Genomic DNA, 25,073 nt, shown 5'->3' on the forward strand with positions numbered 1-25,073 from the left:
CATTATACCTGCTGATTATATCCTCTAAATTCCGCAGAAATGAAAACAGCACCCTTCTAAAAGGGTGCTGCGGATCTTTTATCCATTTGTAACCTTCTCTTTTAAACTGACTGATCTGGTCTCATCATCCCTGTGCTGCTTTTTCTTAAACTTAGGGAAGCCGAATGCAATGGCCAGCAATCCGCACACCAGAGTGAGCATCGGGTAGAAGGTGTAAGGCAGAATACTGATTGGAGATGCTTTCACAAGCTGGGCTCCGGCAAGCATCTGGGCTCCGTATGGAATCAGTCCCTGAACACTGCAGGAGAAGATATCCAATATGCTTGCTGATTTCCTTCTGTCGATTCCATATTCGTCAGCAATATTTTTAGCAAGCGGCCCGGCTGTAATGATTGAAATCGTGTTGTTTGCTACAGACAGGTTTGTTGCACTGACGAGTCCGGCGATGCCGTACTCCGCTCCTTTTTTCGTTCGGATGTTCTTCGTCATGGCATTCAGAAGGAACTGAATTCCTCCATTGTGCTTGATCAATTCAACCATTCCACCGATCAGAATGGATAAGACGATGAGTTCAGCCATACCGGATACTCCGTCCATCATTTTCTGGGAGAATGTCAGAACATTAAAGCTGCCATCCGCTATACCAATTATTCCTGTTAGCACAATCCCGCCTCCAAGAACAGCCACAACGTTTAATCCTGCTAGCGCCGCGATCAGCACTCCGAGATAAGGGAGCATCTTAACAAAGCTGAAGTCCTTTGGTTCAACGCTCGAATTCATGCCGAGAGAAAGGACGACAAGGATGACAGCCGTCACAAGTGCAGCAGGCAGCACGATGAAAAAGTTGGTTTTAAACTTATCCAGCATTTCTGTCTTTTGTGTTCTTACTGCTGCAATCGTTGTATCAGAGATGAAGGAAAGATTATCACCGAACATCGCTCCGCCGATCACTGAAGCGACAGCGAGAGCAACCGGAATCTCCGTTTCTCCGCTGATTCCAGCCGCAATCGGTCCAAGTGCAGCAATCGTCCCCATCGATGTTCCCATAGAAAGAGACACGAAGGCCGCTATGATAAACAGGCCGACAACGAGAAAGCTCTGCGGAAAATAAGTGAGTGCCAGGTTAACAGTCGATTCGACTGCTCCCATTCCTTTGGCTGCTTCCGAAAACGCCCCTGCCAAAATATAAATAAAGACCATAATCATGATATCAGGATGACCGGCACCTTTCGCAAACCGTTCAACCTTGGAAGTCAGGTTTTCCTTGCGGTTCATGAATAAAGCTACTGTTACCGCAGCCAAAATGGCCACGACCATCGGCAGCTTATAAAAATCCCCGGTAATGATCCCTGCCGCGATAAAAAGAGAGATGAATACACCGAGCGGCAAAAGGGCCAGCGGATTTGGATTGATCTCATTCGTTGCTTTCATTTTTTCCACCTCGCCTTTAATGCTGTTACTAAAAAAGACCCCTTCTTATCCTAAGAAGAGGCCTTCATATGCAAATAGAGGACACTCTTCTCATCTTCCAAGCCTCTTCAGCTTGCTGGATTTGGCACAGCACTCTTGATTAAGTCCGCTGCCGAGGCATCGCAGGGCCAGTCCCTCCGCCTCTCTTGATAAAAAGTTCATATGACATTTTGATCTTTCAAAAACAATCTTTTACTACCTTAAAGGCTTACTTATGAAATGTCAACAAATAATTGTCCGCAATTTTATTTTTTCAAGATAACACTTCTATCGGTCGGTTTCCCTGAAAACCACCTTGTTCACTTTTTGCCCCTGCTGATCCAGTTCAAGTGTTACATACAAACCAAACTCCCTGTTTCCCTGTCTGACCCAGAGCTTGAACTTCTCCTTTATTTGAGAATTCTGCGTTTCACGGCCTATATATAGATAATCAATCAGCTTGGCATCCGGATATTTTCTTTTTGCCTCCTGAATCGCAATTCTGGACCACTTTGCATATTCAGGCTCCTGCTGCTGAACGAGGGAACGAGCAGGCGCCTGCACCGTAAAACCAGTCAGAAATGCAGATACCGCGAGACAGATGCACCATTTTTTCATCAGTTTCCACTTCCTTTTCCCTTCATTCTTTCCTTTAGGTTTTGCAAAAGAACATAAAAAAAGACGCGCAATGTGCACGTCTTTCCATCCATTATTTGTTTAAATGACTCCGCGTTCTCCCATAAATGAAATAGATCACGAGCCCGGCGGCAATCCAGATTAGAAAAGCAATCCATGTTTCTGCCTGAAGCTGGGCCATGAGATAAACACAGGCCAGTACGGAAAGAATCGGAATCGCCGGAACAAAAGGAGTTTTGAAACCTCCTTTTACTCCCTGCCCCGATTTCCTCAGTACAAGAATTCCGATTGAAACGGATACGAAAGCGAAAAGAGTTCCGATGCTCGTTAAATCAGCCAGCCGGTCTAATGGAATGAAGCCGGCCAAAAGTGAAACAAGCAGGCAGCCCAGTATGGTCGTGCGGATCGGCGTTTTTGTTTTCTTGTTGATTTTGGAAAGCCCGTTAGGCAGAAGACCGTCACGGCTGATCGCATAAAACAAACGGGACAGACCGTACATCATAACAAGGAGAACCGTGGTCATCCCCGTTATCGCCCCTAGTGACAGCAGTCCGGCGATCCAGTCCTGATTGATATACTGTAGAGCAAATGCAACAGGATTTTTCACGTTTAATTCTGTATAAGGGACAATCCCGGTTAAAATAAACGAAACAACGATATAGAGTACAGTACAGATTGCCAGAGAGAGGATAATCCCGATCGGCATATTGCGCTGCGGATTTTTTACTTCTTCTGCTGCAGAGGAAACAGCGTCAAACCCGATATAGGCGAAGAACACCGTCGCAGCCCCTGCCGCCACCCCTGAAAAGCCAAATGGCATAAACGGAGTCCAGTTTTCTGGTCTGACATACCATATTCCCACTGCTATAAACAGGAGGACCACAGCAATTTTAATAAAAACCATTATCGAGTTCAGACGGGCGGATTCCCTTACCCCCTGAACAAGCAAAAATGAAATCAGGAAGGCGATAATGACGGCCGGCAAATCGAAATACGTGCCCTCTGCCGGATTGTATGCGCTTGTGATTGCTTTCGGGAGACTAATGCCGAAACCGGAAAGGAATCCTTGAAAATAGCCCGACCACCCGCTGGCAACAGCTGCTGAAGCAAGTCCGTACTCGAGCAGCAGATCCCAGCCTAAAATCCAGGCAATCAGCTCTCCGAAAGTAGCATAGCTGTATGTATAAGCACTTCCTGATACAGGAACGCTTGAGGCAAATTCAGCATAGCACAAAGCAGCAAATGCACAGGCGATCCCTGCAAGGATAAAGGAGATGACAAGTGCAGGACCTGCATGTTCAGCAGCTGCCACTCCTGTAAGAACGAAAATCCCTGTCCCGATGATGGCTCCAATTCCCAGCATGGTTAAATCAAAAGCGCCGAGTGTTTGATTCATTTTGATGCCTTTATTCCCTGTTTCCAGTAAAATCTGCTCTACTGACTTCTTTCTGAATACGTTCACTCTAATCACCCGCTGCCTTTTTTAAAATTTTCATAATATTTGAGATAAATCTAATCTAATCGAACTTTGTCGAAAAATCAACAACTTTTTAGAAAATTTAATCTATTCTGTTTAGTACATCTTGTGTCCGCTAAAATACTTTACAGACAAAAAGCCGGGAAACCCGGCTCAGTCTTCATTCCGTTTCAGTTTTGGCACTAATGAAGCCAAGAATAATTCCAAGCAGCGCTCCATAAGCGACTTCCTCAGGCTGATGGCCAAGCAATTCCTTGAGCTCTTCTTCCTTTTTAACATGGCCAAGCCCCGGAAAATGGCCGGATAGCACTTCAATGTCCGCATCAATATCATTCACAAGCTTCGCAATTTCACCTGTATGTCTCCTGATTCCCTGTGCATCGTACATAACGATAATGCCAAATACGACCGCAAGTGCTGTTTCAATCGAAGAGCTTCCATTTTTGGCTGCCACATATGTAGCGAGTGATGAAACTCCTGCAGAATGCGAGCTCGGCATGCCCCCGGTCTGAAACGCCGGGCGCCAATCCCATCTTCCAGTCAACCGCTTATGTCCGAAGATCTTAAGACCCTGGGCAATTCCAATTGCAGAAAGTGCTGTCACGATTCCCCGATTTGCCTTTTGCATAGTACCTCACCTCTTGTAGAAATTAGTGTTCGAATTTTTGCCAGTGCCTATTCATCTTCTCTATAGGCTTATACCCGAAAACCGGAACGGCTAACTTGTATCGATTCCAGAATCTGCAGTTTAGCCACAGTCTCTTTCAGCCATAAAAAAAAGACCGCCCGCTTTATCGGCGGACGGCCTCTGATTGTCTATTTAGAAGCTGAGTGCAGCTTCTTTTGCATTTTCTACAGATTTGCCAAAGATCTGGTCAGCTGCTGCAGGATCGGCTGCCATGCCTTCTGCCAGTACAACCTCTACATCTTCAATGCCCATAAAGCCCATTACAGCGCGGAAATAGCTTTCCGTATGCTCCATGGAAGCAGCAGGTCCTTCAGAATAGATACCGCCGCGCGCTTCGATCAGCACGACTTTTTTGTCTCCGGCAAGGCCGACAGGACCATTTTCAGTGTACTTGAACGTTTTTCCTGCTACTGCAATGGCATCAATATATGCTTTCATCAGCGGCGGGAAGCCGAAGTTCCACATTGGAGCAGAGAAAACCACTTTGTCTGCTTTCAGGAATTGATCGACAAGCTGTGAAAGACGAGTAATTTTAGCCTGCTCAGATTCAGTCAGTTCGTTGCCTGAAGCAAGCTTACCCCAGCCGCCCAATACTTCAGAATCGATCAAAGGAAGATTCGTGTTGTACAAATCAAGCATTTCCACCTGATCTTCCGGATGTTCAGACTGATACGTGTCCATAAACGTGTTCGCAACTCTGGCTGAGAAGGACATTTCGTCGCCCTTCGGATTTGCTTTGACATATAAAACTGTTCCCATTATTTATCTCTCCTTCAAATATTATCAATTTAATTATTATGATTTAAATAATCTCAACTTCGAGATTTATTTTAATATAGCCTTCCGGTTCTGTCAACAGGTTTGCTTTCAGCCGATTCGATGGTTTTATTCCCGTTCATTTGAGGTAACTTCTATATAAGCTATTGAATGAAAGGATGAATGAACATGGATCAGCAGCAACTAAAAGAACAAATCGTTAAAATCATCGATCAAAATAAAATTGGAACATTGGCGACCGTAAAGAACGGGAAGCCGCATTCACGCTACATGACCTTTTTTAATGAAAACCTTACACTTTACACACCAACAGATGTTGAAACACACAAGGTAGAAGAAATTGACGAAAACCCAAACGTCCATATTCTTCTCGGCTATGACGGAGAAGGCTTTGGCGATTCATATGTGGAAGTTGAAGGAACAGCCTCCATCGAAAAATCATCAGAACTCAAGCAGCGGTTATGGGACGATATGCTGAAACTTTGGTTTGACGGACCAGAGGATGAGAACTTTATTATCCTGAAAATAAAGCCCGAGCAGATCAGACTGATGAATAAAAAGGGCGAGCCCCCTCATACACTGGAAGTATAGATTTTCTTTAAATAAGCAGGCAATCCGGATGGGATTGTCTGCTTATTTTTTTATTGAATCGAAATTCTGGCGGTAAATAAGGCTGAGCCTGTCCATTATATGGGTTGTGAAGTGATTTTCATATAACTGATAAAGGTTATCGGTCAATTTTTTCAGATATCGGCCCATTTCTCGATATTTCGGTCGAAAATGAAATATATCGGTCAATTTCGCAAGATATCGGTCAAAATGGACGAATATCGACTTTTCGACAGATTTCGATATAACCTTCAGACGGATAGACCGGGCTGCACTCCGCCGGATCAGGCCCCCCCTAAGACACCATGTAATTTTGCAAACAAAAAGCCCGGGTGTATACTGCACCGGGCTTTTTCCTTCGATTATTTAAAACTGGTCGACATCAGAAACTCTTTCGTCCGTTCCTCTTTCGGATTTTCAAAAAATTCGTCCGGTGTGCCTCTCTCAACGATCCGGCCTTCATGCATATAGACAATCGAATCTGCCACTTCCCTTGCAAAGCCCATTTCATGCGTGACAACCACCATCGTTTTTCCTTCCAGTGCAAGCTGCTTCATCGTTTCAAGCACCTCACCGACAAGCTCCGGGTCAAGGGCTGAAGTCGGTTCGTCGAACAGCATGATGTCAGGCTCCATCGCAAGAGCCCTGGCAATGGCGACTCGCTGCTTCTGTCCGCCGGAAAGCTTACTCGGATAGACTTTTTCCTTATCTTCAAGGCCTACCTTTTTCAAAAGCTCGCGTCCAAGCTGTGTGGCCTTTTCCTTATTCATTTTCTTCACCATCAATGGTGCTTCAATCACATTGCCAAGAACGGTTTTGTGCGGAAAAAGGTGAAAGTGCTGAAAAACCATGCCGACTTTCTGGCGCACCTCATTAATGTCATGTGTGTCTTTTTTGATTTCCTGTCCTTCAAGAATAACTTTCCCGTTATCCCGCTTCTCTAAAAAGTTCAGGCAGCGGAGCAGCGTACTTTTCCCTGATCCGCTCGCACCGATCAGACAGACCACTTCACTTTCATATACGGTTAAATCGATATCCTTTAAAACGTGGAGATCGCCGAAGGATTTATTCAGCTTTTCCACTTGTATCATTTCCTTTTCCATCGGTTCGTCCTCCTATCGGTCACTGACTGCCAGTTTTCTCTCAATCGCACTCACAATGAGGGTCAAAATTCCAACAAGGATCAGGTAATAAACGGCAACGATCAGTAAGTACGTCATTTCATCAAAATTATTTGAGCCGAGCGTTGTCGCTACATTAAAGAGCTCATTCATAGAGATGAACGCAGCGAGCGAGGAATCCTTCAGCCCGATGATAAACTGGTTTCCAAGCGGCGGAAGCGCCCTCCTGAATGCTTGAGGCAATACAATGCGGCGCATTGCCAGGGATCTGCTCATCCCAAGTGACCGTCCCGCTTCCATTTGCCCTTTATCGATCGATTGGATGGTGCCCCTGAAAATTTCAGCGATGTAAGCACCATTATGGAAGGCAAGCGCAAGCGATGCGGCCCAGAAATCAGGCAGTAAAAAAATCCCGCTGATCCCAAAATACAAAATGAAAATTTGAACGATTAAAGGCGTTCCCCTGACTAAATAAATATAAGCATCCGAAATAATTCCGAGCACTTTGATATTGGAGATCTTCAGCAGGGCAAAAAAGAGGCCGATCACAATCCCGATTAAAATAGATACAACGGTCAGCTGCAGCGTAAGCAGCATGGCCTTTAAAAAGACGTCATACGTACTCCCGAATACTTGAATAAAATGCGAAAAGCTAGGCAAGGATCCAACATCCTCTCATTAAGATTTTTTTTCTTCTTCTGTTGCTTCTTCTTTTGTAATGTCTTCGCCAAAGTATTCAATGCTGATTTTAGCGAGTGTCCCATCCTCACGGAGCTTCTCAAGTGCTTCATTAACCTTCTTTTCCATCAGCGGATTATTTTCAGGGATCACAACTGCCTGGGCACTCCGCTCGATAAGCTCGCGGCCGGTGATCTTAAATCCTTCTTTTTTAGAGGCCGCCCCCGTAACAAAGTCTGTGATAACCGCATCATGACGCCCTTCACTCAGTGCTTTCAAAGCCGTTATGTCACTGTCGTAAATCTTCACATTGCCGGTGTACTCTTCCGCAATGCTTGCGTATGTAGAACCTTTCGCAGCCGCCACTTCTTTCCCCTTCAAATCTTCAGCAGTCTGAATATCGCTGTCTTCACGGGTGAAAATCTGCGGCCCTGAGTAATAATACGGTGTTGAAAACCGGACATGCTGCGCCCTTTGATCATTGATCGTATGGCTCGCAACCGCCACGTCTGCCCTTCCTGTTTTAACCCCCTCCACAATTCCTTTAAACTTAATTCTCTTCGGAACAGGCTTCAGACCAAGTTCCTTTGCGATCGCTTCTCCCACAGCTACATCAAAGCCAACCATACTCATGTCATCCTGAACATAGCTGAAAGGCTTAAATTCACCGGAAGCCGCAAAAATGAATTCACCTTCATTCACCAGTTCCAGACCGCCGGGACCCTTGTCTTTTTCCGCACAGCCTGTTAGCAGAGCAGCCATTAGCACGGCAGCCATAAACCCAATCGGCAGTTTTTTCATATCCTCTCTCCCTTCTTTCATGGCAACGGTCATTTGCCACTGGTAATACATACCCATTTTTCGATATTTTTAATCTTTTCTGACTATTAAGAAGTAAAAATAAGGGAGCAAGAAACCGGCTATCAAATCGGCAAGGATATTCATGTCGCCGGTTTTGACAACATCGAAGTGTCACATTACCTCCATCCGAGGCTGACAACCATTGGCTATTCCAAAAGGAAATGGGGAGCACTCGCATCCGAACAGCTTCTTAAGCTGATCCGGAACGAACTGGTAGAGGATGAGCGGGTGTATGTTTCTCTCGTTGAAGGAGAGTCTGTCTGCGAAGCATAATACAGAGAAAACCACCTGAAGCATAAGGTGGTTTTCTTCTTTTCAATTTTATTTTTCCTGCAGCCTTACTCCATGAAACGCTTCGCTGAAAGCGAGGGCTCTTTCCGTGAGTGCGGTCAGGCTGTCACGATCCGCATCCATCGTGCCGTTTACAAGCGTACTCCCTGCGCCTGCTGCAGCAGCACCTGCCTTAACAAAATCTCTGATGTTATTTAGACCGATCCCTCCTGTCGGCATAAGCGGAATATGCGGCAAAGGGCCGGCCAACGCTTTAAAGTAATCAGCTCCGAGCACACTTGCAGGGAATACTTTGACAAGATCGGCCCCCGCTTCAAAGGCTGTCAGAATCTCTGTTGGCGTCATCGCACCCGGAACGCTGATCACTCCATATCGTTTGGCCACACGGATGGTGTCCAGACTGACAGTGGGAGAGAAAATAAATTTCGCTCCTGCAGATATGGCTGTCCGGGCTGTTTCTGCATCCAGCACAGTGCCTGCACCTGCAAGCAGTTCATCGCCAAACTCCAGTCTTAACTGTTCAATCACTTTTACCGCCAGCGGATTCTCCATTGTGATTTCAAGCGCTGTCACTCCGCCATCCTTCAATGCTTGGGCAATTGGAACGATGGTATCAGGATCAGCCCCTCTGATCACGGCAACAATACCGCTTTCCTGAATGGCATTGCTTTTCATATTAAAGCCCTCCCTTTACCTCATTGCGTTTCATACATTCTTCCAGCTTTTCTTTATCAGGATAACCGTCGCTGTCACCCGGCGACTGAACAGCGAGCGCGCCGATGGCATTTCCCCTTCGTGCACACTCTTCTAATTTAAGACCTTCAAGAATGCCGCTGATAAACCCTGCTGCAAAGCCGTCTCCTGCCCCAACAGTATCTATCACTCTGCTTACCTCAAAACCTTCTGCCATTCCCATTTCTTTGTTTGATTTATAAAAAGCCCCTTCCGCACCGAGTTTCACCGCTACCGCCCTTACCCCCTGCTCCAAATAAAAGTCGGCTATCTCCTCCGGCGCACTGGATCCTGTCAGAATCAGCCCTTCCTTTACCCCTGGAAGGACGTAATCTGACTGAAAGGCAAGTTCGTTAATCGTTCTCACCATCTCCTCTTCCGTATTCCATAGAACAGGGCGCAGATTTGGATCAAAGGATACTGTTTTTCCTGCTTCTTTCATTAAGGTGAGGATATGACGGGAAAACGCTCTCGCCTCGCTGGACAAGGCCGGAGTAATCCCTGTTAAATGAAGATGGGCAGCAGAAAGAAAGTAATCACTTCTTGCGTCTTCCGGTGCCAAGGTGCTGGCTGCAGACCCTTTGCGGTAATAGTGAACCTCCGGATCACCGTGCTGAACCTTCGATTTTAATAGAAACCCTGTTGGAAAGCGGGGATCGATCTGAACATGCCGGATATCTACTTTTTCTGTCTGAAGGCGTTCGATGATAAACCTTCCAAAAGCATCCTCCCCAAGCTTGCCAGCCCAGCCGCTTTTCAAACCCAGTCTTGCAAGACCTATCGCTGTATTCATTTCTGCTCCGGCCATAGAACGGGTAAAATGCTCTGCTTCCTGCAGCGGACCCGCCTCATCAGCCATCAGCATCGCCATCGCTTCTCCGAATGTTACGACGTCCAACTCTTCATCTCCCCTCTCCTTACCTGCTGTCAAGTCAGCTATACCATAAGTCTATTAAAATGAAAGCGCTTTTACAATGACTTTTGCTCATTAAAAATACCCCTGCTTCCCGCAGGGGCTCCGTTCAGCTGCTCATCTCAGCCTGCTCTTTTCGGAAAAAACTCTTCATCGCATGGAATACATCGGCTTTCTGCTTGAGGATATAATAGCGGAAATTTTCATTGGTGATGTTTTTATAGGCGGACATTAAAGTGGAATGGCGGTTGTATTGATTCACTTCCCCATACCCGAACATATTGGATACTTTCATCAATTCACTGACCAGTTTGACACACCGTGCATTATCCGAAGTCAGATTGTCACCGTCCGAGAAGTGAAACGGATAAATGTTGTAGCGCGCCGGCTGGTACTTTTCATCGATGATCTCAAGTGCTTTCCGGTAAACCGAAGAGCAGATCGTTCCGCCGCTCTCTCCTTTATTGAAGAAATCCTCTTCTGATACAACCTTGGCTTCCGTATGATGGGCAATAAATTCAATATCAACGTGCTCATATTTCGTACGGAGGAAACGGGTCATCCAGAAGAAAAAGCTGCGGGCCATGTATTTTTCCCATAATCCCATCGAACCGCTCGTATCCATCATCGCAATCACGACTGCTTTTGATTCCGGTTTAATGACCTCATTCCAGGTTTTAAACTTCAAGTCTTCCGGATAGATCGGATAAAACTGGGCTTGCCCCTTCATCGCGTTGCGCTTATAAGCAGACATCATTGTTCTCTTCTTATCAATATTCCCCATCAGACCTGTTTTGCGGATGTCATTGAATTCAATGTCTTCCACAACATTTTCTGCCATTTCCTTGCGTTTTAAATTCGGCAGTTCAAGTTCACTGAAGAGCGCTTCCTGCAACTCCATCATCGAAATCTCTGCTTCATAGTAATCCTCGCCTGCCTGATCGCCTGCACCCTGCCCTTTTCCCGGGCCCTGCCCCTGCTGGGAGCCGTCACGCGCCACCGTGTCTCCCACCTTGCTGTCGCCGTCACCCTGCCCAACATGCTTATTCTTATCATAGTTATAGCGGATTTTATATTCATCAAGTGACCGGATCGGAATCTTCACTACGTTTTTTCCATTGGACATAATGATGCTTTCCTCAGTAATCAGGTCAGGCAGGTTATTCTTAATGGCTTCCTGCACCTTCTCCTGATGCCTCAGCTGATCGTCATAGCCTTTGCGGTGGAGGGACCAATCTTCATTTGAAATGACAAAATTGCCCTTTGGCATGTTCCCCTTCCCCTCCAAACTTTTTTAAGAAAATTTTTCTAAATCGTTCACCATCTTTATATCTCATGCATAAGCTGTCGGTGAATGAAAATCTTTCCCGCGACTTGTTTTTTTAGATTACTCTATCCTATGCGGGGGATACGGATTATTGACAAACAATTGTGAAAATTGGGCACCTGGGCAAAAAGAAAAGAGACAAGACCCCGTTTCAGGCAGTTAGCGCGATACTATGTAAAAAACCCCTTGCCGGATTAGCAAGGGGTTTTTCATGGTTTACTCTTTATTCTTATTCTGATCATCAGACTCTGCTTTTTTCACTTTTTGATTCGTTTTAATATGCTCCATGATGGTCGAATACTCGGTCACATCACGCTTATCCTTCATCTCACTGTTCTCTTCTGATTTAGGATTCTTCTGATCCATGAAGATCATCTCCTTAGATGTGGTTATATCTTTCTAATACCCGTCGTCAGCCGGGGTGAAACAGGGGGAGAAATCCGGGATGAGATGGGGTTTACGGTGTACTCGGGTTTTAGGAGATGGACCAGGGTTTTTCTTGGATTGATTTTGAGGTCTGGTTTTTTTTGCTCTGACCCCTACTGCTTTAACGCAGCCGGGGAACAGGGTAGACCCAGCTGATTGCTTGAGAGCAAAGACTTTGACGGCATGGGGGACGGAGGTTTAGTGCTTTAGCAGAAGTGGGGTCAGAGCTCAGCTCTGACCCTCACCGCTTTAACGCAGCCGGGGAACAAGGCAGGCCCGGCTGATCCCTTGACAGCACAGACATGGACGGCATAGGGGACGGAGGTTTAGTGCTTTAGCAGAAGTGGGGTCAGAGCACCTTCAACCCGTTCAGCAGCCAACTGCACTAAGTCAGCAATTATCTTTAGAAGTCAGCAATTACTTCTCGAAAGTCCGCAATTAATGAAAAAAGTCAGCAATTATCCCCGTTAAGTCAGCAATTATTGAAAAAAGTCAGCAATTATCCCCGGTAAGTCAGCAATTCCCTTTATCCGCTGCTGCCAGAGATTCCTTTCCAACAGAAAAAGCCGGGTTTCCCCGGCTTTACAGAATTTTATCGGTTCAGCAAGCTTCCTACATAGCGCAGTAATTCATTGGCAGAGGTGGAGTTGTAGCCGTGTTCGTCGATGAGTCTTGCGACGACTTCGTTGACTTTTTTGAGTTGCTGCTCATCCGGTGTTTTGGTGGAGGTTGTGATTTTTACAACATCCTTCAGGTCGGCGAACAGCTTCTTTTGAATGGCCTCGCGCAGTCTTTCATGGGAATTGTAGTCAAAGCGCTTGCCTTTGCGTGCGTAGGCGGAGATGCGGATCAGGATTTCTTCGCGGAATGCTTTTTTGGCATTTTCGGAAATGCCGATTTGTTCCTCGATCGAGCGCATCAGCTTCTCATCCGGATTCATCTCTTCCCCTGTCAGCGGATCGCGGAGCTTGTTTTTATTGCAGTATGCCTCTACATTGTCCAGATAGTTATCCATAAGCGTTTTCGCGGACTCTTCATACGAGTACACAAAGGCCTTCTGCACTTCTTTTTTCGCAATATCATCATACTCTTTCCGGGCAACGGAAATAAAGTTCAGGTAGCGCTCCCGGTCTTCCTGGGAGATCGATGGATGCTGGTCGAGCCCTTCCTTAAGGGACCGCAGCACATCTAGGGCATTGATGGACGGATTTTCTTTACGTATGATGGTAGAGGAAATCCGGTTGATGACGTAGCGGGGGTCAATCCCGCTCATGCCTTCATCCTGGTACTCTTTCTTTAATTCCTCAAGGTCCACTGTATTGTAGCCTTCCACACTTTCTCCATCATACAGCCTCATCTTCTTCACCAGATCGATATCGCTTCGCTTTGCTTCCTTCAGCCTTGTTAAAATGGAGAACATCGCAGCAACCTTCAAGGTATGCGGAGCAATATGGACATCGTTCACATCGCTCTCACTGATCATTTTATCGTAAATCCGTTCTTCCTCTGTGGCTCTTAAATTGTAAGGAATCGGTATGACGATGATCCTGGAGTGAAGGGCTTCATTTTTCTTATTGGAAATGAACGAGCGGTACTCCGTTTCGTTCGTATGAGCGACGATCAGCTCATCGGCACTGATCAAGGCAAAGCGGCCAGCCTTGAAATTCCCTTCCTGAGTCAGAGACAGCAGGTGCCATAAAAATTTTTCATCGCACTTCAGCATCTCCTGGAACTCCATCATCCCCCGGTTCGCCTTGTTCAGCTCGCCGTCAAAACGGTATGCACGCGGGTCTGATTCTGAACCGTATTCAGCGATCGTGGAAAAGTCGATGCTGCCTGTCAGATCGGCAATGTCCTGTGATTTTGGATCGGACGGGCTGAACGTTCCAATCCCGACACGCTTATCCTCGGAAAAGAAGACACGCTCCACGACCACATCTTCGATCCGTCCGCCATACTCTTCCTGGAGCCTCATCATATTAAGCGGCGACAGGTTGCCTTCAATCCGGATCCCGTACTCCTCGTAAAAATCCTGTCTGAGATGATGAGGAATTAAATGAAGGGCATCCTCATGCATCGGGCAGCCTTTTATGGCAAAGACTGAGCCATTATCCGTATGGGAGTATTTTTCAAGGCCTCGCTTAAGCATCGTTACAAGTGTCGATTTCCCTCCGCTTACCGGTCCCATGAGAAGCAGGATCCGTTTGCGGACATCGAGTCTTTTGGCTGCGGGATGAAAATATTCCTCCACGAGCCTTTCAAGTGCTTCCTCCAGCCCAAACAGCTGCTGATCGAAAAACTTGTATTTTTTAACCCCGTTTTCTTCTTCAATTCCAAAATCCTTGATCATATTATAAACCCGTGAGTGGGCAGACTGTGCTACATATGGACGGGTCTTCAATATCTCCAAATATTCCACAAAGGTTCCTTCCCATTTCAACCGCTCTTCATCTTCTCTGAACCTTTCAATCTTTTTTAAGATATCCATAAGGACCTCCTTCATCTTTGGTGCATCGTAGAGATTATTAAACTTTATGAAGGAGGGGGGCTTATCATTCTTGTTTTTCATATTGTTTGACAAGCAATCGATATGACTGAATTTTTTAAAAAAGAGCCCGAATACAATTCACAGCGCTTACATATTGGCGTATAATTGGGACATATTGGACTTATACTTTGGGAGGGCTTATATGAAGACCGCATTGGTGCTTGGAGTCTGCCTCACTTTTCTCGTTTCCATCTTTACAGCAGGGTACAATGATAAACCGAAAATCCGGAAATAACGAAAACGGCCTCCGTCAGGAAGGCCGTTTTTTCATGTAAGATCCAGATAATCCTGCTGCCTTAATGCTTCATACACGAGAATCGCGGCAGTGTTGGAAAGGTTAAGGGAGCGAACATGCTCCGTCATCGGAAGGCGCAGGCACCGGTCCAGATTGGCATCAATCAGGTCTCTCGGCAGTCCTGTCGTTTCTTTTCCGAAAAGAAAGAAATACTCCTTCTTGGCGTCTGAATAGTCAAAAACAGTATGCGGCTGCTTTCCATGCTTCGTCAAGTAGAAAAACTCCCCATCGCTGTATTCAGTAAAAAGCTCTTCAAGTGAATCGTGATAGCGGATATCCACGTGCTCCCAATAATCGAGCCCGGCACGCTTCAGCATTTTATCTTCTGTTGAGAACCCGAGCGGACGGATCAAATGAAGGACCGTGTTCGTCGCTGCGCACGTACGGGCGATGTTTCCCGTATTGGCCGGGATTTCCGGCTGGTACAATACTACATGTATTCCCAAAATCGTCACCTCTGCTAGTATTCAATCCTGTCCATTATAGCACGGTTCAGCCCTTCTCTGAATCATCCTGAATCCGGTAAAAGGAATAGCGGATATTCGGAGTATAGGCAGTCGAATCCGTATACGACCAGTACCTCATCCGGCTGTTGGACGTCTGGGCGTTTACGAGGGGCATATTGTTTTTATCCTTTGCAACGACAAAGGTCGTATGATCAAAACGCCCATCCCCCTGAAAATCATAGCAAATGACATCCCCCGGTCTGAGCTCTTCTGCCGACTGCACTTTCGCCGCCCGAAGTCCCGTTTTGGACCTCGGCAAAAACAGATTCATCGAATGGGCAACCGACCAGCTGTAGCTCCAGGCATTGTTCTGCATCCACCAGCCTGTTCCCTTACCTGGATACCCCCGCATTTGCGCCCCGCCGCTGTGCAGGCACTGGGAAACGAAATTCGTGCAGTTCACATCAAAATTTTTGTACTGGCTGTTGTGGCTGTTCCACCAGCGCTCCGCATACTGAACAGCTCCCATCCTGTCATAGCGGAAGCCTTTCCGCCCATCAGACTCCTCCAAAGTAAGATCAGGCTCCCCCGTTTCGCCCAGCCGCTCTTCCGCCCAATCCTCCAGCACCTCTGAATCTGTTAGAGAAGCCCTTCGCCGGCTCACCTTTTCCTCCAGATAAAAGCTGTCCTCATTTTGGATCAGCCATTTTTCATGCAGCACGTAGGCTACTTCCTTTTTCCCCTGCAGCTCCCGCACTTCTTTTACTTTTATATTAGACGAGCCTTTGACCGCGGGAGTTTTCCGCACCATAAGCTCTTCCGCTTTTCTTTCCAGCGCAAGCTTCTCCTTATCCTCCATAAAAGGCAGGTTCCGTGCTTTCCCGTTCACAATATAATCCAGCCGGCTCTCAGCTGCCGTTACCAATATTTCCTCCATCCTGTCCCCCCGCTTCCCGTTCTTCATTTATATGAATATGAAGCGGCGGGCGGGAGTATCAGTGTTTTTCGCAGGTTCTCGGCATCGCACCTTCTTCTGGTATTGTCCTGCATCGCGCTTTTCCCAGCGTTCCCTGGCATCACACCTTTTCCAGTGTTGCATAGCATTTTCGCCTGGGATCACTCACTTTTCCAGCGATGCCTGGCATTTTTGCCTGGCATCGCACCTCTTCCAGCGTTGCCTGGCATCACACCATCCGCTCAAAGAAAAAAAGCCGGGGATCCCGCACTTTTCCAGCGTTGCCTGGCATTTTTGCCTGGCATCCCACCTTTTCCAGTGTTGCCTGGCATCCCACCATCCGTTCAAAGAAAAAAAGCCGGGGATCCCGGCTTTTTTCCCTGTTATGCTATGTTCTCAAAAGTTTCAGTCCGGTTTCGATTTCTTTCCGCACGTCGCTGTCTTCTTCGGTTTCAAGCTGCTGCTGTAAAAATTCTTCTGATTCCGCATGCCCGATCTTCCCGATCGCCCAGGCGGCGGTTCCGCGGATGACCGGTCTTGGGTCTTCCTTCATCAGCTTGTACAGGTCTGGAACAGCGGTATCATCCTTGTAATGGGCCAGTGCGATGATGGCGTTCCGCTGAATTGGCTTCTTCCCTCTCCAGGAGCCGGATACATGACCAAATTTCTCTTTAAACTCCCGGTTCGAAATGGTGAGCAATGGTTTCAGGCTTGGTTTGGCAAGCTCTGGGTCCGGCTCCATCTCTTCATGCAGGTGAAAATCCTTCCCCTTGTTTTCCGGGCAGACCGTTTGGCACGTGTCACAGCCGTACAGCCGGTTGCCGATTTTTTGTCTGAATTCTTCCGGCAGGAAACCTTTTGTCTGCGTCAGGTAAGCGATACAGCGCTGGGCGTTCAGCTGGCCGCCCTGGACGAGAGCTCCTGTTGGACAGGCGTCCACGCATTTATTGCAGGTTCCGCATTGGTCTTCAACTGGCTGATCCGGTTCGAACGGAATATTTGTCACGATTTCACCGAGGTAAACGTAAGAGCCGAATTCAGGTGTGATGATGGCGCAGTTTTTTCCGCTCCAGCCGATACCGGCACGTTCGGCAACAGCCCGGTCCGAAAGCTCACCGGTATCCACCATCGACTTGACCAGGATATCCGGAGATTTCTCCTTTAAAAAAGCTTCCAGCTTTGCTAGCTTTTCACGCAGGACATCGTGGTAGTCTTTTCCCCAGGAAGCACGGCAAAAAATCCCGCGCCGGTCTTCCTTCGTGCTTCTCGGTGCATCTTTCAATTTTGATGGATAGGCAAGAGCGATCGCGATGATTGACTTAGCTTTCGGAACAAGCAGTCCGGGATTCGTGCGCTTTTCGATGTCGGGCTCTTCAAAGCCTGACTGATAGCCAAGTGCCTGCTGCATAAGCAGGCGGCCTTTTAATGTTTCAAATGTATCTGCACTCGCAAATCCGATTTTATCAATTCCGATGGATTTGCTGAAATCGATCACTTCACTTTTTAATGTTTGGAGGTTCATCGCCTTAGTCTCCTTTCTTCTGTATTTCCGTGACACTATGATAAGATTATGGTACCAAATCAAGGAGGCCGGATAAATGGAAATCAAAGTAAATCAAGAGCTTAATCGTCTTGAACCGTCATTTAAAATAGGAGCGGCCTTTTACCGCGGCATTGAAGTGGGGGAATCCCCCCAGATGCTGCAGGGCAGAATGAGGCTGTTTCAGGAATCGTTATATTTTGACTTTGAGCAAAAGGAAATCAAAGACATTCCTGAAGTACAGGAATGGCGGAGTCTTTTTAAAAAGACAGGCACAGACCCGAACCGGTACCGCCCTTCACAGGAAGCACTGTTCCGCCGGATTAAAAAGCAGCAATATCTCGAAACCATTCATTCTGCTGTTGATTTGAATAACTTTTTCTCATTGGAATATAAAATTCCGATGGGCATCTATGATCTGAACCGAATACATGGCGATGTAGAGATCCGCATAGGGCGGGAAGCTGATACATATGAAGCGATAAACGGAAGGGACGTTTCTATGGACAAAAAGATCCTTTCCTCCGATTCAGCAGGAGCATTTGGAAGTCCATATGTCGACAGCAGAAGAACGGCTGCTTCACCTGAAACGGTTAATGCCCTGCAGCTGATCTACTTCGCCCCTTCCATGGAAGAAGCCGAAGCAGAAAAACTGTTATCAGCATTGACCTCAATGTTCGTCCAGATTCACGGCGGAACGGAAGAACATAAAATTATTTTATAATAGCCTGCCAACCGCAGGCTTTTTTGCACAGTAAAAAACGCAATACCTCAACGAAGCACTGCGTTAGTAACATATGTATGGAGCGGGTGATGGGAATCGAACCCACGACATCAGCTTGGAAGGCTGAGGTTTTACCATTAAACTACACCCGCATGTCTTGATGCGTTTCTTGATGACGATGTATTTTATTATATTCATATTACATTGCTTCGTCAATAGTCTTTTTCATTTTTATCACTTTCCGTTTCGGTCTTACACGTTCTTCTTTCCCAATCCTCTCGGCTGCTCTCATCATCCTATTCAATGCAAAGATCACAAGTGCAAAAAACAGAAGCACTGAGAAAGAGAGCCACGGATAATGCCCACGGAGCGGATAGTAGTCTCCGATCAGACCTGACCATTCGTACGTGACCGTCTTAGGAGGCGAGTCACCGCCATAGTCAATAAAGGTTCCTCCGAAAAACAGTTCCAGCAGGCCCAGATGCGCCAAAATAATCAGGACTTGAATAAATTGCTGAAAAAACAGCAGCAGCCCTTCCTGCCTGAACCAGATCCGGATATGGGATCTGAAAATATGATACCGGCTTCCCCCAAGCGTTCTCGCTGCCGAGATAAATTCCTGATTCCATAACCCTCTCATCACCTCTGCAACATGCTGGGTCAGCGTTGGCCAGGCCAAAACCGTTAATACAGCGACTTCAAAAAGGACCCTTTGCCAGAGCGGATGCTGGAAGCCTTCCATCGGCATGATCAAGACCGGACTTAACAAAAAAACAGCGATAAGGACTTGGGGGATGTAGGCAAAAGGTTCTGTCATTCCTCTGAGAAACCCAATAGCCCGCGGAAAATAGGCCGCTATGAAACTTCCGATCAGATAGGCAGCTCCAACCCTGCCAACAGCGATCACGAGCGCAATTCCAATCGTATATTTTGAACCCTGGACGATGATGTGCAGCATATCATACCCATCCCGGTCTGTTCCAAGGGGATGATTAAGCGATGGCGGATAAGGCGGCACCCCCTCAAGCTCTCCTGTTTCATCATAGGTCAGAACTGTCTGGCGGATTTCCCCGCTGTTAAAAATGGAATTCCCGACGCTCAACAAAATGAGCAGCAGCAGAAATAAAAATCCGGTCATAAACATTTTGTCTTTTAAAAGCCCTAAAATCATCCGTCTTTTTCTCCTTTAATAAGTGAAGGTGCAAACATGAAATACGATTGATAAAGCAGAAAGAATGGCAAAAACAGCAAACTGACAGAGACAAGAAATACTTCGGGTGAGCGGTAAGTCAGGAGAAACGAGAGAACACCGGGATAGTTGAAGACGTACTCTATGATGAGCAGGGATGCAAGCAATGACCAGATCAGTGTCTTGGAGGCAATCATAAACCGGTGCACGGTATTCCGCACGATATGAAGCCACAAAAGCCGCAGGGGGGCTGTCCCAATCGATCGGGCAAGTTCTACATACCTTTTGCCATATTCCTCTTCAAAAGCATGAATCATTATTTTCATTAGGAAAACAGAAGCGGGAATGACTAGGCAGACGAGCGGAAGGAAATAGCTTTTATCATCCCCAAGCGAAGCGACCCTCACGATTAGAACATCGGTCTTTTTATAAATCATAATGACCACGGCCTGTAAGACTGTAATAATAAAAATATCAGGGATTGCTTCCGCTCCAAAGATCAGCCTCTTTAGCCACACTCCTTTATCTTTCATAAAGAGAACGGCCGCTGATGAAGCGAAAAATGAAAGAACAAAGCCGATCAGAATCGCCAGGATCAGAAGAATCAGGCTGTCTGCTGTTCTTTCCACTACGGTCGGAAAGATCGGGCTCATCCCCCAGAACGTATCATTATTAAAATAAATGAGTTTCAAGACCACCTGCTGTATGTACTCGAAATAACCTGCAAAGTCCGGCTTCATATTTTGAAAAAGGATTGGCAGGCCGCTAATAAGCAGGATCAGGAGAAAGGCATAAATCACCTGAACCGCTAGCAGCAGTATTTTTTTCATGTATCAGACCTCTTTTTTCCTAATTATACCACTATAAACTAAAGAATTCAGTTTTTTCTGAATAGGTTTACCCCTATCCAGAAAGGGAAAAAAATCCATAGCAGCAAAGGAGGAATCAGGATGAAGATTCAAGTGCTGGGATCGATTCTCATACTGTCACTTGCCGCTGGCTGCAGCCAAAGCGATGCAGCCGAACCTGTTGAACGCACGGAAAAACAGGAAGAAAGCCCGAAAGCTGCTGGATTTGCCAAAGGTGAACCTGCACCTGGAACGAACCCTGGAGATGCGAATCAGCCCCTTACGACTGAACAAATCATTCAAGAAACCTATATGCAGCTGAATACACGTGTCCCCTTTACCAGGCCGAATACGTTGCCGGTGACCGAAGGAATGCACCTGACGGCCCTTACGAAATCAGACGCCAAGTCCTATGAAATTACCTTTTTTGAAACGAGAGAACCGATTCCAATCAACAACAGCAAGCTTAAAAATCTTAAGGAAGAAAGCAAAATAGCAACCGTAAAAGCAAAAGAATATCCATCTGCCGAAGAAGCGGCAGAACAAACCGGTTACCAAAAGGCCACACCTGGCGCGAACCCTCCGGTTGACCTTGGACATGGAATAGCCGGCTACACGGACGCCGGTGCAGGCAGCACGTATCTTCAATGGAACGAAGGCCGCTGGCTCTTTGCCTCAAAAGCAGCCAATCCAGACAGCGGCGCCAATGCTGAGACCGGAAAAAAATTCGTGAGCTACCTTGAAAAAACGATGCTCCCGCCTCCTGACCAAGGCTCTGTTCACCTGGATGGAGATGAACCGGAAAGCAGGAACCACACGATCAAATGGAGCAAAGGAAATGTTTTATATGAGATCGAACAGCCGGACGGAATTGTGAAGGGTTTGCAGATTGCGGCTGGGTTTTACAAGGAATCAGCAAAGTGATAATGGCCACCTCCATTCATATAAATCAAAAAAGCAGAATCACATTTGATTCTGCTTTTTTGTCTTCGTCTTTCAAGTTTTGTGCCCGCTTTACTGTTCCAGTCTCACGTCCTGGAATACAGCTGTTGCGTTCCAGACATTGAGACCTGCATATCCTTCCGCAAACTCACTGTCAAAGGCTTTTATAATCGCTGATCCATTTACAAAAGCCTGAATTTCATCCCCGCGCGCTGTTACCTTTACCTCATATTCTTTGTTTGACTCAAATGGATGCGGCTCTTCTTTCAGAATCTGAATCGAGCCATTTGACCGTTTCATTAGTTTCATCACATTATGCTTAGTGTCAATATTTACGAAATAGCCATTGTTTGCACTGCGGTCTGCACGGAAGACAAGTGCTCCCGCTCCTTCATTTAGCACTCTTATTTTTGCAGAATACGTAAAGTCCTTTGCTTTGGTTCCCGAGATGTTGAAGCTGTCTGCGCTGCTCCTTCCAAGCTTTCCGGCTATCGTATCTCCCCATTGGCCATCTAAGGGTTTAAAGTCTGTCAAATTTGTCCGGAACGGACTCTCTCCCCAAATTCCTTTTACATCAAAGACACGGAGATAATCAATCTGGGCTTTGCCGTTGACCGTATAAAACTCCATTCCCTGACTTTCTGGATTCGCGAACAGCTGGTCCGTCAACACTTTCTCCCCATCGTTAACAAATACTTCTATTGAAGAACGGTCAAGGAGGATCTTCAGTTTTATTTTTTCATTTTCAGCTTTTACAGGAGCTTCATGCACCTTCCTGACATTTGGTCCAAAATCAAAGCCGGAGTGGGTTCGGTCTATAAAAACAGTCTGTTTCTCGGGATTATAACCGATTTTTGTGTATTGTCCGCCTCCCGTTCTAACTTTTATACCAGCTTCTTCTGCTCCGGCAGCAGCAAATTCCGTTTCAATTTCCGCTGTATCTCCTGTTACATTTTCAAGCAAGTTTTCACCCGGGGCAATTTCTTTATTGATGTATTCAACCTTGTTTTCACGAAGATTCTGAAGCTGTGCCACCGGTGCCTGTTTGAGGCGGTATCCATCAGACTCCTTCGACATAACAAGCTCCCGGGGAACGGTCATGGAACTTTTCCATGGAGAAGTAGGTGTATCGTTCGCATATTGCCAGTTGCTCATCCATCCGAGCCAAATCGGTTTTTCACCAGGTGTATTGTTCCATGTAACGGCCGCATAAAAATCCGCTCCGTAATCCGCCCAAAGGATTTTTTCAGGAGGATGGTCATTTGTAAAGGTTTTTCCATCAAAGTCCCCTGTAAAGTACTGCATGCCTGAACCGCCTGCCGGTGCCCCGTCATTGATGCTCACCATCATGACCCATTTCTTTTTACCGGGCTCCCCTTCAACAGGGATTTGAATAAGCTCCGGACATTCCCAAATCCCTCCATATGATCCTTCTGTTGCAGTGGTCCATTCCCCGCCCAAGGGGTTCCATACTGTCAATGCTCCAGAGGACTTTTGTTCATAGAGCGGACCGGGACCGGCGTTCGGGTCATTTTCAGGCTTCTCCGGGACCGGTCCTTCATTATATACATGAAAATCATCTGCGTTTATGTGTCCCCATCCGCCTGACTTACGATCTGTGATCTTGATGTATACTTTCTCACCTAAATAGCTGGAAGCATCCCAAACCACCCTGCGGTATTTTTCATCATCATTGAAGCGGTAATTATGAGAACGGATCAGTTCCCTGTTATCAGAAGCCCTCACAAGGGACACATGTAAGTTCTCGCGGTCATTTCCTCCTCCGATCAGAAAATTGATTTCCCCGCTGCCGCTAAGCTTAAAATAGGAAGAGCGGACAGAACCCGTCGGATCGTCTCCTGTCTCGGCAGCCCCCCATAAATGATAGCGGCCCTGATGGTCAAATGGTCCTCCCCAGTAAGTATCCGCCGGCGATACCTGCTTGTCCGTAAACGCGGTCCCTTCCAGCGGAGTCCAGCCTTCAAGAGTCCCCTTCTCAAAATCAGGATTTTCAATGTATTCAGGTACTTCACCGACAAAAGACTGTTTCCTTACATTTTGGAACGTCATGTTTTCACCTTGACTCACAATTCCCAAGGCTCCGGCTGTAAAACGGCTGTCCCGGTGTGCCAAAACTTTTTCTCCGTTTACCATGACGGATAATTCCGCCCCATCTGCCTCTACATTCAGGTCAGCTGTTCCATTTTGAACAGAAATAGCTTTAATCCCTAAAACCTGCTGTTTTCCTCCTTCTATTCTTATAAGTTTGATGATCCGCCTTCCTCCATCCAGCTCTGCAAGGTATCCATTTTTCCCTGCTTCGTCTGCACGAAACAGTAACCCGCCAATTCCCTTTGTATTAAATGCAAGCTTTGCAGAGTAGCTGAATTGACTTTCGGATGCACTTGATAAATAAACATTCGTCCCCTTATTCTTAGGCTTCATGCCAAAGAGTGTTTTTTTCCAGGCACCGGATACTTCCTGCCAGCGAGTAAGATTGGTCTGGAAATTTGATTGATTCTTAAAGGATACATCCCGGAAAACGGAGAGTGCACTATCATTCACCAATCCAAAGTAACCGTTCTCAAAACTGGGATCGGACGCTTCTAAAAGAAGGACGCCATCCGCATATACCCGGATATTCTCTTTTTCCGCTCTCACCTTTAGTTCAATGGCATCTGCCTTCATCAAGGAATCACTTAAGCGCACTTGCTTCAGCACTTCTTCTTTTCCATCGTTTATCCGTTTAAGCAGCAGCTGTCCGTTCCTTAGATCAGCTTCTGCCGTATAGCCGTTCTTCCCCTCCGCATCAAAACGGAACAGTAGACCGCCTGCGCCGACCCTTGTATTTTTCTCTCTTACACTGATCGTCCCTTTATACTCAAAATCACTGCCTGTCTGAGGAGAAAGGGCAAGTGTGCGCTGGCCCAGGCTTGTCGCCTGTACAGAGCCTTCGTCCGGTCCGAAGGTGCTCTCATACGTCCATTTTTTCAGATCAGGTGAGGAATAGATCATCACGCTGTTTTTTGCAGCAAGGGCCATCACCCATTTGCCGGACTCCTCATGCCAAAACACTTTCGGGTCTCGCCAGTCACGGATTGGGGGATCAGGCATGACCGGATTGCCTTCGTATTTCTTCCAAGTCCTCCCCCTATCATTACTGTAAGCGAGACTTTGAACCTGTTTATTGCCCTCGTGTGTAAAAATGGCAACCATTGCTTCCTTCCCGAATCCAGCTGTGTTGTTGTAATCGATTACCGCACTTCCCGAGAAGATCGCCCCGTTTTCATCCGGGCTCAAAGCAATCGGATAGTGTTCCCAGTGCACTAAATCCTTACTGACAGCATGGCCCCAATGCATCGGACCCCATCTCGTATCAAAAGGATTATTTTGATAAAAAAGATGGTATTCTCCTTCGTAGTACACCATTCCATTCGGATCATTCATCCAGCTTGCTTCAGGCGAAAAATGAAATTGGTTTCGGTGGTTTTCCATATAGTACCCCTGTTCTGCTGCTGCGGAAGAAGAAGGAGGAGCAAATCCGACTCCCAGAGCTGCCCCGCAAATAATGATTTTTCGGAAAAGTTTTTTCACGTTTTCC

22 protein-coding genes, 1 tRNA gene, 2 pseudogenes and 1 riboswitch are annotated in these 25,073 nt (G+C 46.6%); of the genes and pseudogenes, 4 read left to right on the forward strand and 21 right to left on the reverse strand.

The features are described 5' to 3' along the window. Nucleotides 1-78: 78 nt before the first annotated feature. The 5 genes from GKZ89_RS08595 to GKZ89_RS08615 form a co-directional block, all read right to left on the reverse strand. A complete protein-coding gene (locus GKZ89_RS08595) occupies nt 79-1,431 on the reverse strand; it encodes a Na+/H+ antiporter NhaC family protein (RefSeq protein ID WP_155111999.1) in 1,353 nt (450 codons plus the stop codon). An 87-nt stretch (nt 1,432-1,518) separates the two neighbouring features. Then, a riboswitch (SAM riboswitch) is annotated at nt 1,519-1,626 on the reverse strand. Between the two features lie 111 nt (nt 1,627-1,737). After that, entirely contained in the window at nt 1,738-2,067 is a 330-nt protein-coding gene (locus tag GKZ89_RS08600) for a DUF3889 domain-containing protein (protein WP_155112000.1), read from the reverse strand. Between the two features lie 91 nt (nt 2,068-2,158). Then, nucleotides 2,159-3,547 (reverse strand): branched-chain amino acid transporter BcaP, encoded by a 1,389-nt coding sequence (gene bcaP, locus GKZ89_RS08605; protein WP_162356613.1) that lies wholly within the window; start codon nt 3,545-3,547, stop codon nt 2,159-2,161. Between the two features lie 175 nt (nt 3,548-3,722). Then, nucleotides 3,723-4,190, reverse strand: coding sequence for a divergent PAP2 family protein (locus GKZ89_RS08610; RefSeq protein ID WP_155112001.1), 468 nt, complete (start codon nt 4,188-4,190; stop codon nt 3,723-3,725). 192 nt (nt 4,191-4,382) lie between these two features. Then, nucleotides 4,383-5,009, reverse strand: a complete 627-nt coding sequence (locus GKZ89_RS08615; RefSeq protein WP_155112002.1) for an FMN-dependent NADH-azoreductase — start codon at nt 5,007-5,009, stop codon at nt 4,383-4,385. Between the two features lie 186 nt (nt 5,010-5,195). Between GKZ89_RS08615 and GKZ89_RS08620 the strand changes: the two genes are divergently transcribed. Continuing rightward, nucleotides 5,196-5,618 carry a pyridoxamine 5'-phosphate oxidase family protein gene (locus GKZ89_RS08620; RefSeq protein ID WP_155112003.1) on the forward strand — a complete coding sequence of 141 codons (423 nt, stop codon included), beginning with the start codon at nt 5,196-5,198 and terminating at the stop codon, nt 5,616-5,618. Between the two features lie 380 nt (nt 5,619-5,998). Here the strand turns inward: GKZ89_RS08620 and GKZ89_RS08625 are convergent, their stop codons facing one another. Genes GKZ89_RS08625 through GKZ89_RS08635 form a run of 3 tightly spaced genes read right to left on the reverse strand, consistent with a single transcriptional unit; the run spans nt 5,999 to nt 8,236 of the window. Continuing rightward, nucleotides 5,999-6,739, reverse strand: a complete 741-nt coding sequence (locus GKZ89_RS08625; RefSeq protein ID WP_155112004.1) for an amino acid ABC transporter ATP-binding protein — start codon at nt 6,737-6,739, stop codon at nt 5,999-6,001. 12 nt (nt 6,740-6,751) lie between these two features. Then, nucleotides 6,752-7,417, reverse strand: a complete 666-nt coding sequence (locus GKZ89_RS08630) for an amino acid ABC transporter permease (RefSeq protein WP_155112005.1) — start codon at nt 7,415-7,417, stop codon at nt 6,752-6,754. Nucleotides 7,418-7,435: 18 nt separating this feature from the next. Further along, nucleotides 7,436-8,236: a transporter substrate-binding domain-containing protein gene (locus tag GKZ89_RS08635; RefSeq protein WP_155112006.1), complete on the reverse strand. Its 801-nt coding sequence runs from the start codon at nt 8,234-8,236 to the stop codon at nt 7,436-7,438. A gap of 114 nt (nt 8,237-8,350) precedes the next feature. On the opposite strand from GKZ89_RS08635, the pseudogene GKZ89_RS08640 reads away from it, so the two are divergent. Continuing rightward, nucleotides 8,351-8,569 (forward strand): annotated as a pseudogene (locus GKZ89_RS08640) (substrate-binding domain-containing protein); the annotation flags it as partial. A 48-nt stretch (nt 8,570-8,617) separates the two neighbouring features. On the opposite strand, the gene GKZ89_RS08645 reads toward GKZ89_RS08640, so the two are convergent. The 8 genes from GKZ89_RS08645 to queG form a co-directional block, all read right to left on the reverse strand. Continuing rightward, nucleotides 8,618-9,262, reverse strand: a complete 645-nt coding sequence (locus tag GKZ89_RS08645; RefSeq protein WP_155112007.1) for a bifunctional 4-hydroxy-2-oxoglutarate aldolase/2-dehydro-3-deoxy-phosphogluconate aldolase — start codon at nt 9,260-9,262, stop codon at nt 8,618-8,620. Nucleotide 9,263: 1 nt separating this feature from the next. Beyond that, nucleotides 9,264-10,217 carry a sugar kinase gene (locus GKZ89_RS08650; protein ID WP_155112008.1) on the reverse strand — a complete coding sequence of 318 codons (954 nt, stop codon included), beginning with the start codon at nt 10,215-10,217 and terminating at the stop codon, nt 9,264-9,266. Nucleotides 10,218-10,341: 124 nt separating this feature from the next. Further along, nucleotides 10,342-11,502 carry a sporulation protein YhbH gene (gene yhbH / locus GKZ89_RS08655; protein WP_155112009.1) on the reverse strand — a complete coding sequence of 387 codons (1,161 nt, stop codon included), beginning with the start codon at nt 11,500-11,502 and terminating at the stop codon, nt 10,342-10,344. A 273-nt stretch (nt 11,503-11,775) separates the two neighbouring features. Continuing rightward, nucleotides 11,776-11,925 carry a hypothetical protein gene (locus GKZ89_RS08660; RefSeq protein ID WP_155112010.1) on the reverse strand — a complete coding sequence of 50 codons (150 nt, stop codon included), beginning with the start codon at nt 11,923-11,925 and terminating at the stop codon, nt 11,776-11,778. A gap of 652 nt (nt 11,926-12,577) precedes the next feature. After that, nucleotides 12,578-14,473 (reverse strand): PrkA family serine protein kinase, encoded by a 1,896-nt coding sequence (locus GKZ89_RS08665; RefSeq protein WP_155112011.1) that lies wholly within the window; start codon nt 14,471-14,473, stop codon nt 12,578-12,580. Nucleotides 14,474-14,800: 327 nt separating this feature from the next. Beyond that, on the reverse strand, nt 14,801-15,274 hold the full coding sequence (trmL, locus tag GKZ89_RS08670) for a tRNA (uridine(34)/cytosine(34)/5-carboxymethylaminomethyluridine(34)-2'-O)-methyltransferase TrmL (RefSeq protein WP_155112012.1): 474 nt from the start codon (nt 15,272-15,274) through the stop codon (nt 14,801-14,803). Nucleotides 15,275-15,320: 46 nt separating this feature from the next. Then, nucleotides 15,321-16,211, reverse strand: coding sequence for an amidase domain-containing protein (locus tag GKZ89_RS08675; protein ID WP_155112013.1), 891 nt, complete (start codon nt 16,209-16,211; stop codon nt 15,321-15,323). 406 nt (nt 16,212-16,617) lie between these two features. Further along, nucleotides 16,618-17,751 (reverse strand): tRNA epoxyqueuosine(34) reductase QueG, encoded by a 1,134-nt coding sequence (gene queG, locus GKZ89_RS08680; protein WP_155112014.1) that lies wholly within the window; start codon nt 17,749-17,751, stop codon nt 16,618-16,620. 76 nt (nt 17,752-17,827) lie between these two features. On the opposite strand from queG, the gene GKZ89_RS08685 reads away from it, so the two are divergent. Further along, a complete protein-coding gene (locus tag GKZ89_RS08685) occupies nt 17,828-18,493 on the forward strand; it encodes a B3/B4 domain-containing protein (RefSeq protein ID WP_155112015.1) in 666 nt (221 codons plus the stop codon). 78 nt (nt 18,494-18,571) lie between these two features. Here the strand turns inward: GKZ89_RS08685 and GKZ89_RS08690 are convergent. The 3 genes from GKZ89_RS08690 to GKZ89_RS08700 form a co-directional block, all read right to left on the reverse strand. Then, nucleotides 18,572-18,645 (reverse strand) — tRNA-Gly (locus tag GKZ89_RS08690). Between the two features lie 47 nt (nt 18,646-18,692). Beyond that, nucleotides 18,693-19,664, reverse strand: coding sequence for a peptide ABC transporter permease (locus tag GKZ89_RS08695; protein ID WP_155112016.1), 972 nt, complete (start codon nt 19,662-19,664; stop codon nt 18,693-18,695). Continuing rightward, the gene (locus GKZ89_RS08700; RefSeq protein ID WP_155112017.1) at nt 19,661-20,512 is read right to left on the reverse strand and encodes an ABC transporter permease subunit; all 852 of its coding nucleotides are present in this window, start codon (nt 20,510-20,512) and stop codon (nt 19,661-19,663) included. The genes GKZ89_RS08695 and GKZ89_RS08700 overlap by 4 nt, the downstream gene beginning before the upstream one ends. A 120-nt stretch (nt 20,513-20,632) precedes the next feature. On the opposite strand from GKZ89_RS08700, the gene GKZ89_RS08705 reads away from it, so the two are divergent. Then, nucleotides 20,633-21,454, forward strand: a complete 822-nt coding sequence (locus GKZ89_RS08705; protein ID WP_155112018.1) for a hypothetical protein — start codon at nt 20,633-20,635, stop codon at nt 21,452-21,454. Nucleotides 21,455-21,544: 90 nt separating this feature from the next. Here the strand turns inward: GKZ89_RS08705 and GKZ89_RS21195 are convergent, their stop codons facing one another. Next, nucleotides 21,545-24,160, reverse strand: coding sequence for a glycoside hydrolase family 32 protein (locus GKZ89_RS21195; RefSeq protein WP_338324911.1), 2,616 nt, complete (start codon nt 24,158-24,160; stop codon nt 21,545-21,547). 258 nt (nt 24,161-24,418) lie between these two features. Further along, nucleotides 24,419-25,066: pseudogene (locus GKZ89_RS21200) on the reverse strand (glycoside hydrolase family 32 protein); the annotation flags it as partial. Nucleotides 25,067-25,073: the final 7 nt, after the last annotated feature.

The organism is Metabacillus mangrovi (assembly GCF_009711125.1).
In the GTDB taxonomy this organism is placed as follows: domain Bacteria; phylum Bacillota; class Bacilli; order Bacillales; family Bacillaceae; genus Metabacillus_B; species Metabacillus_B mangrovi.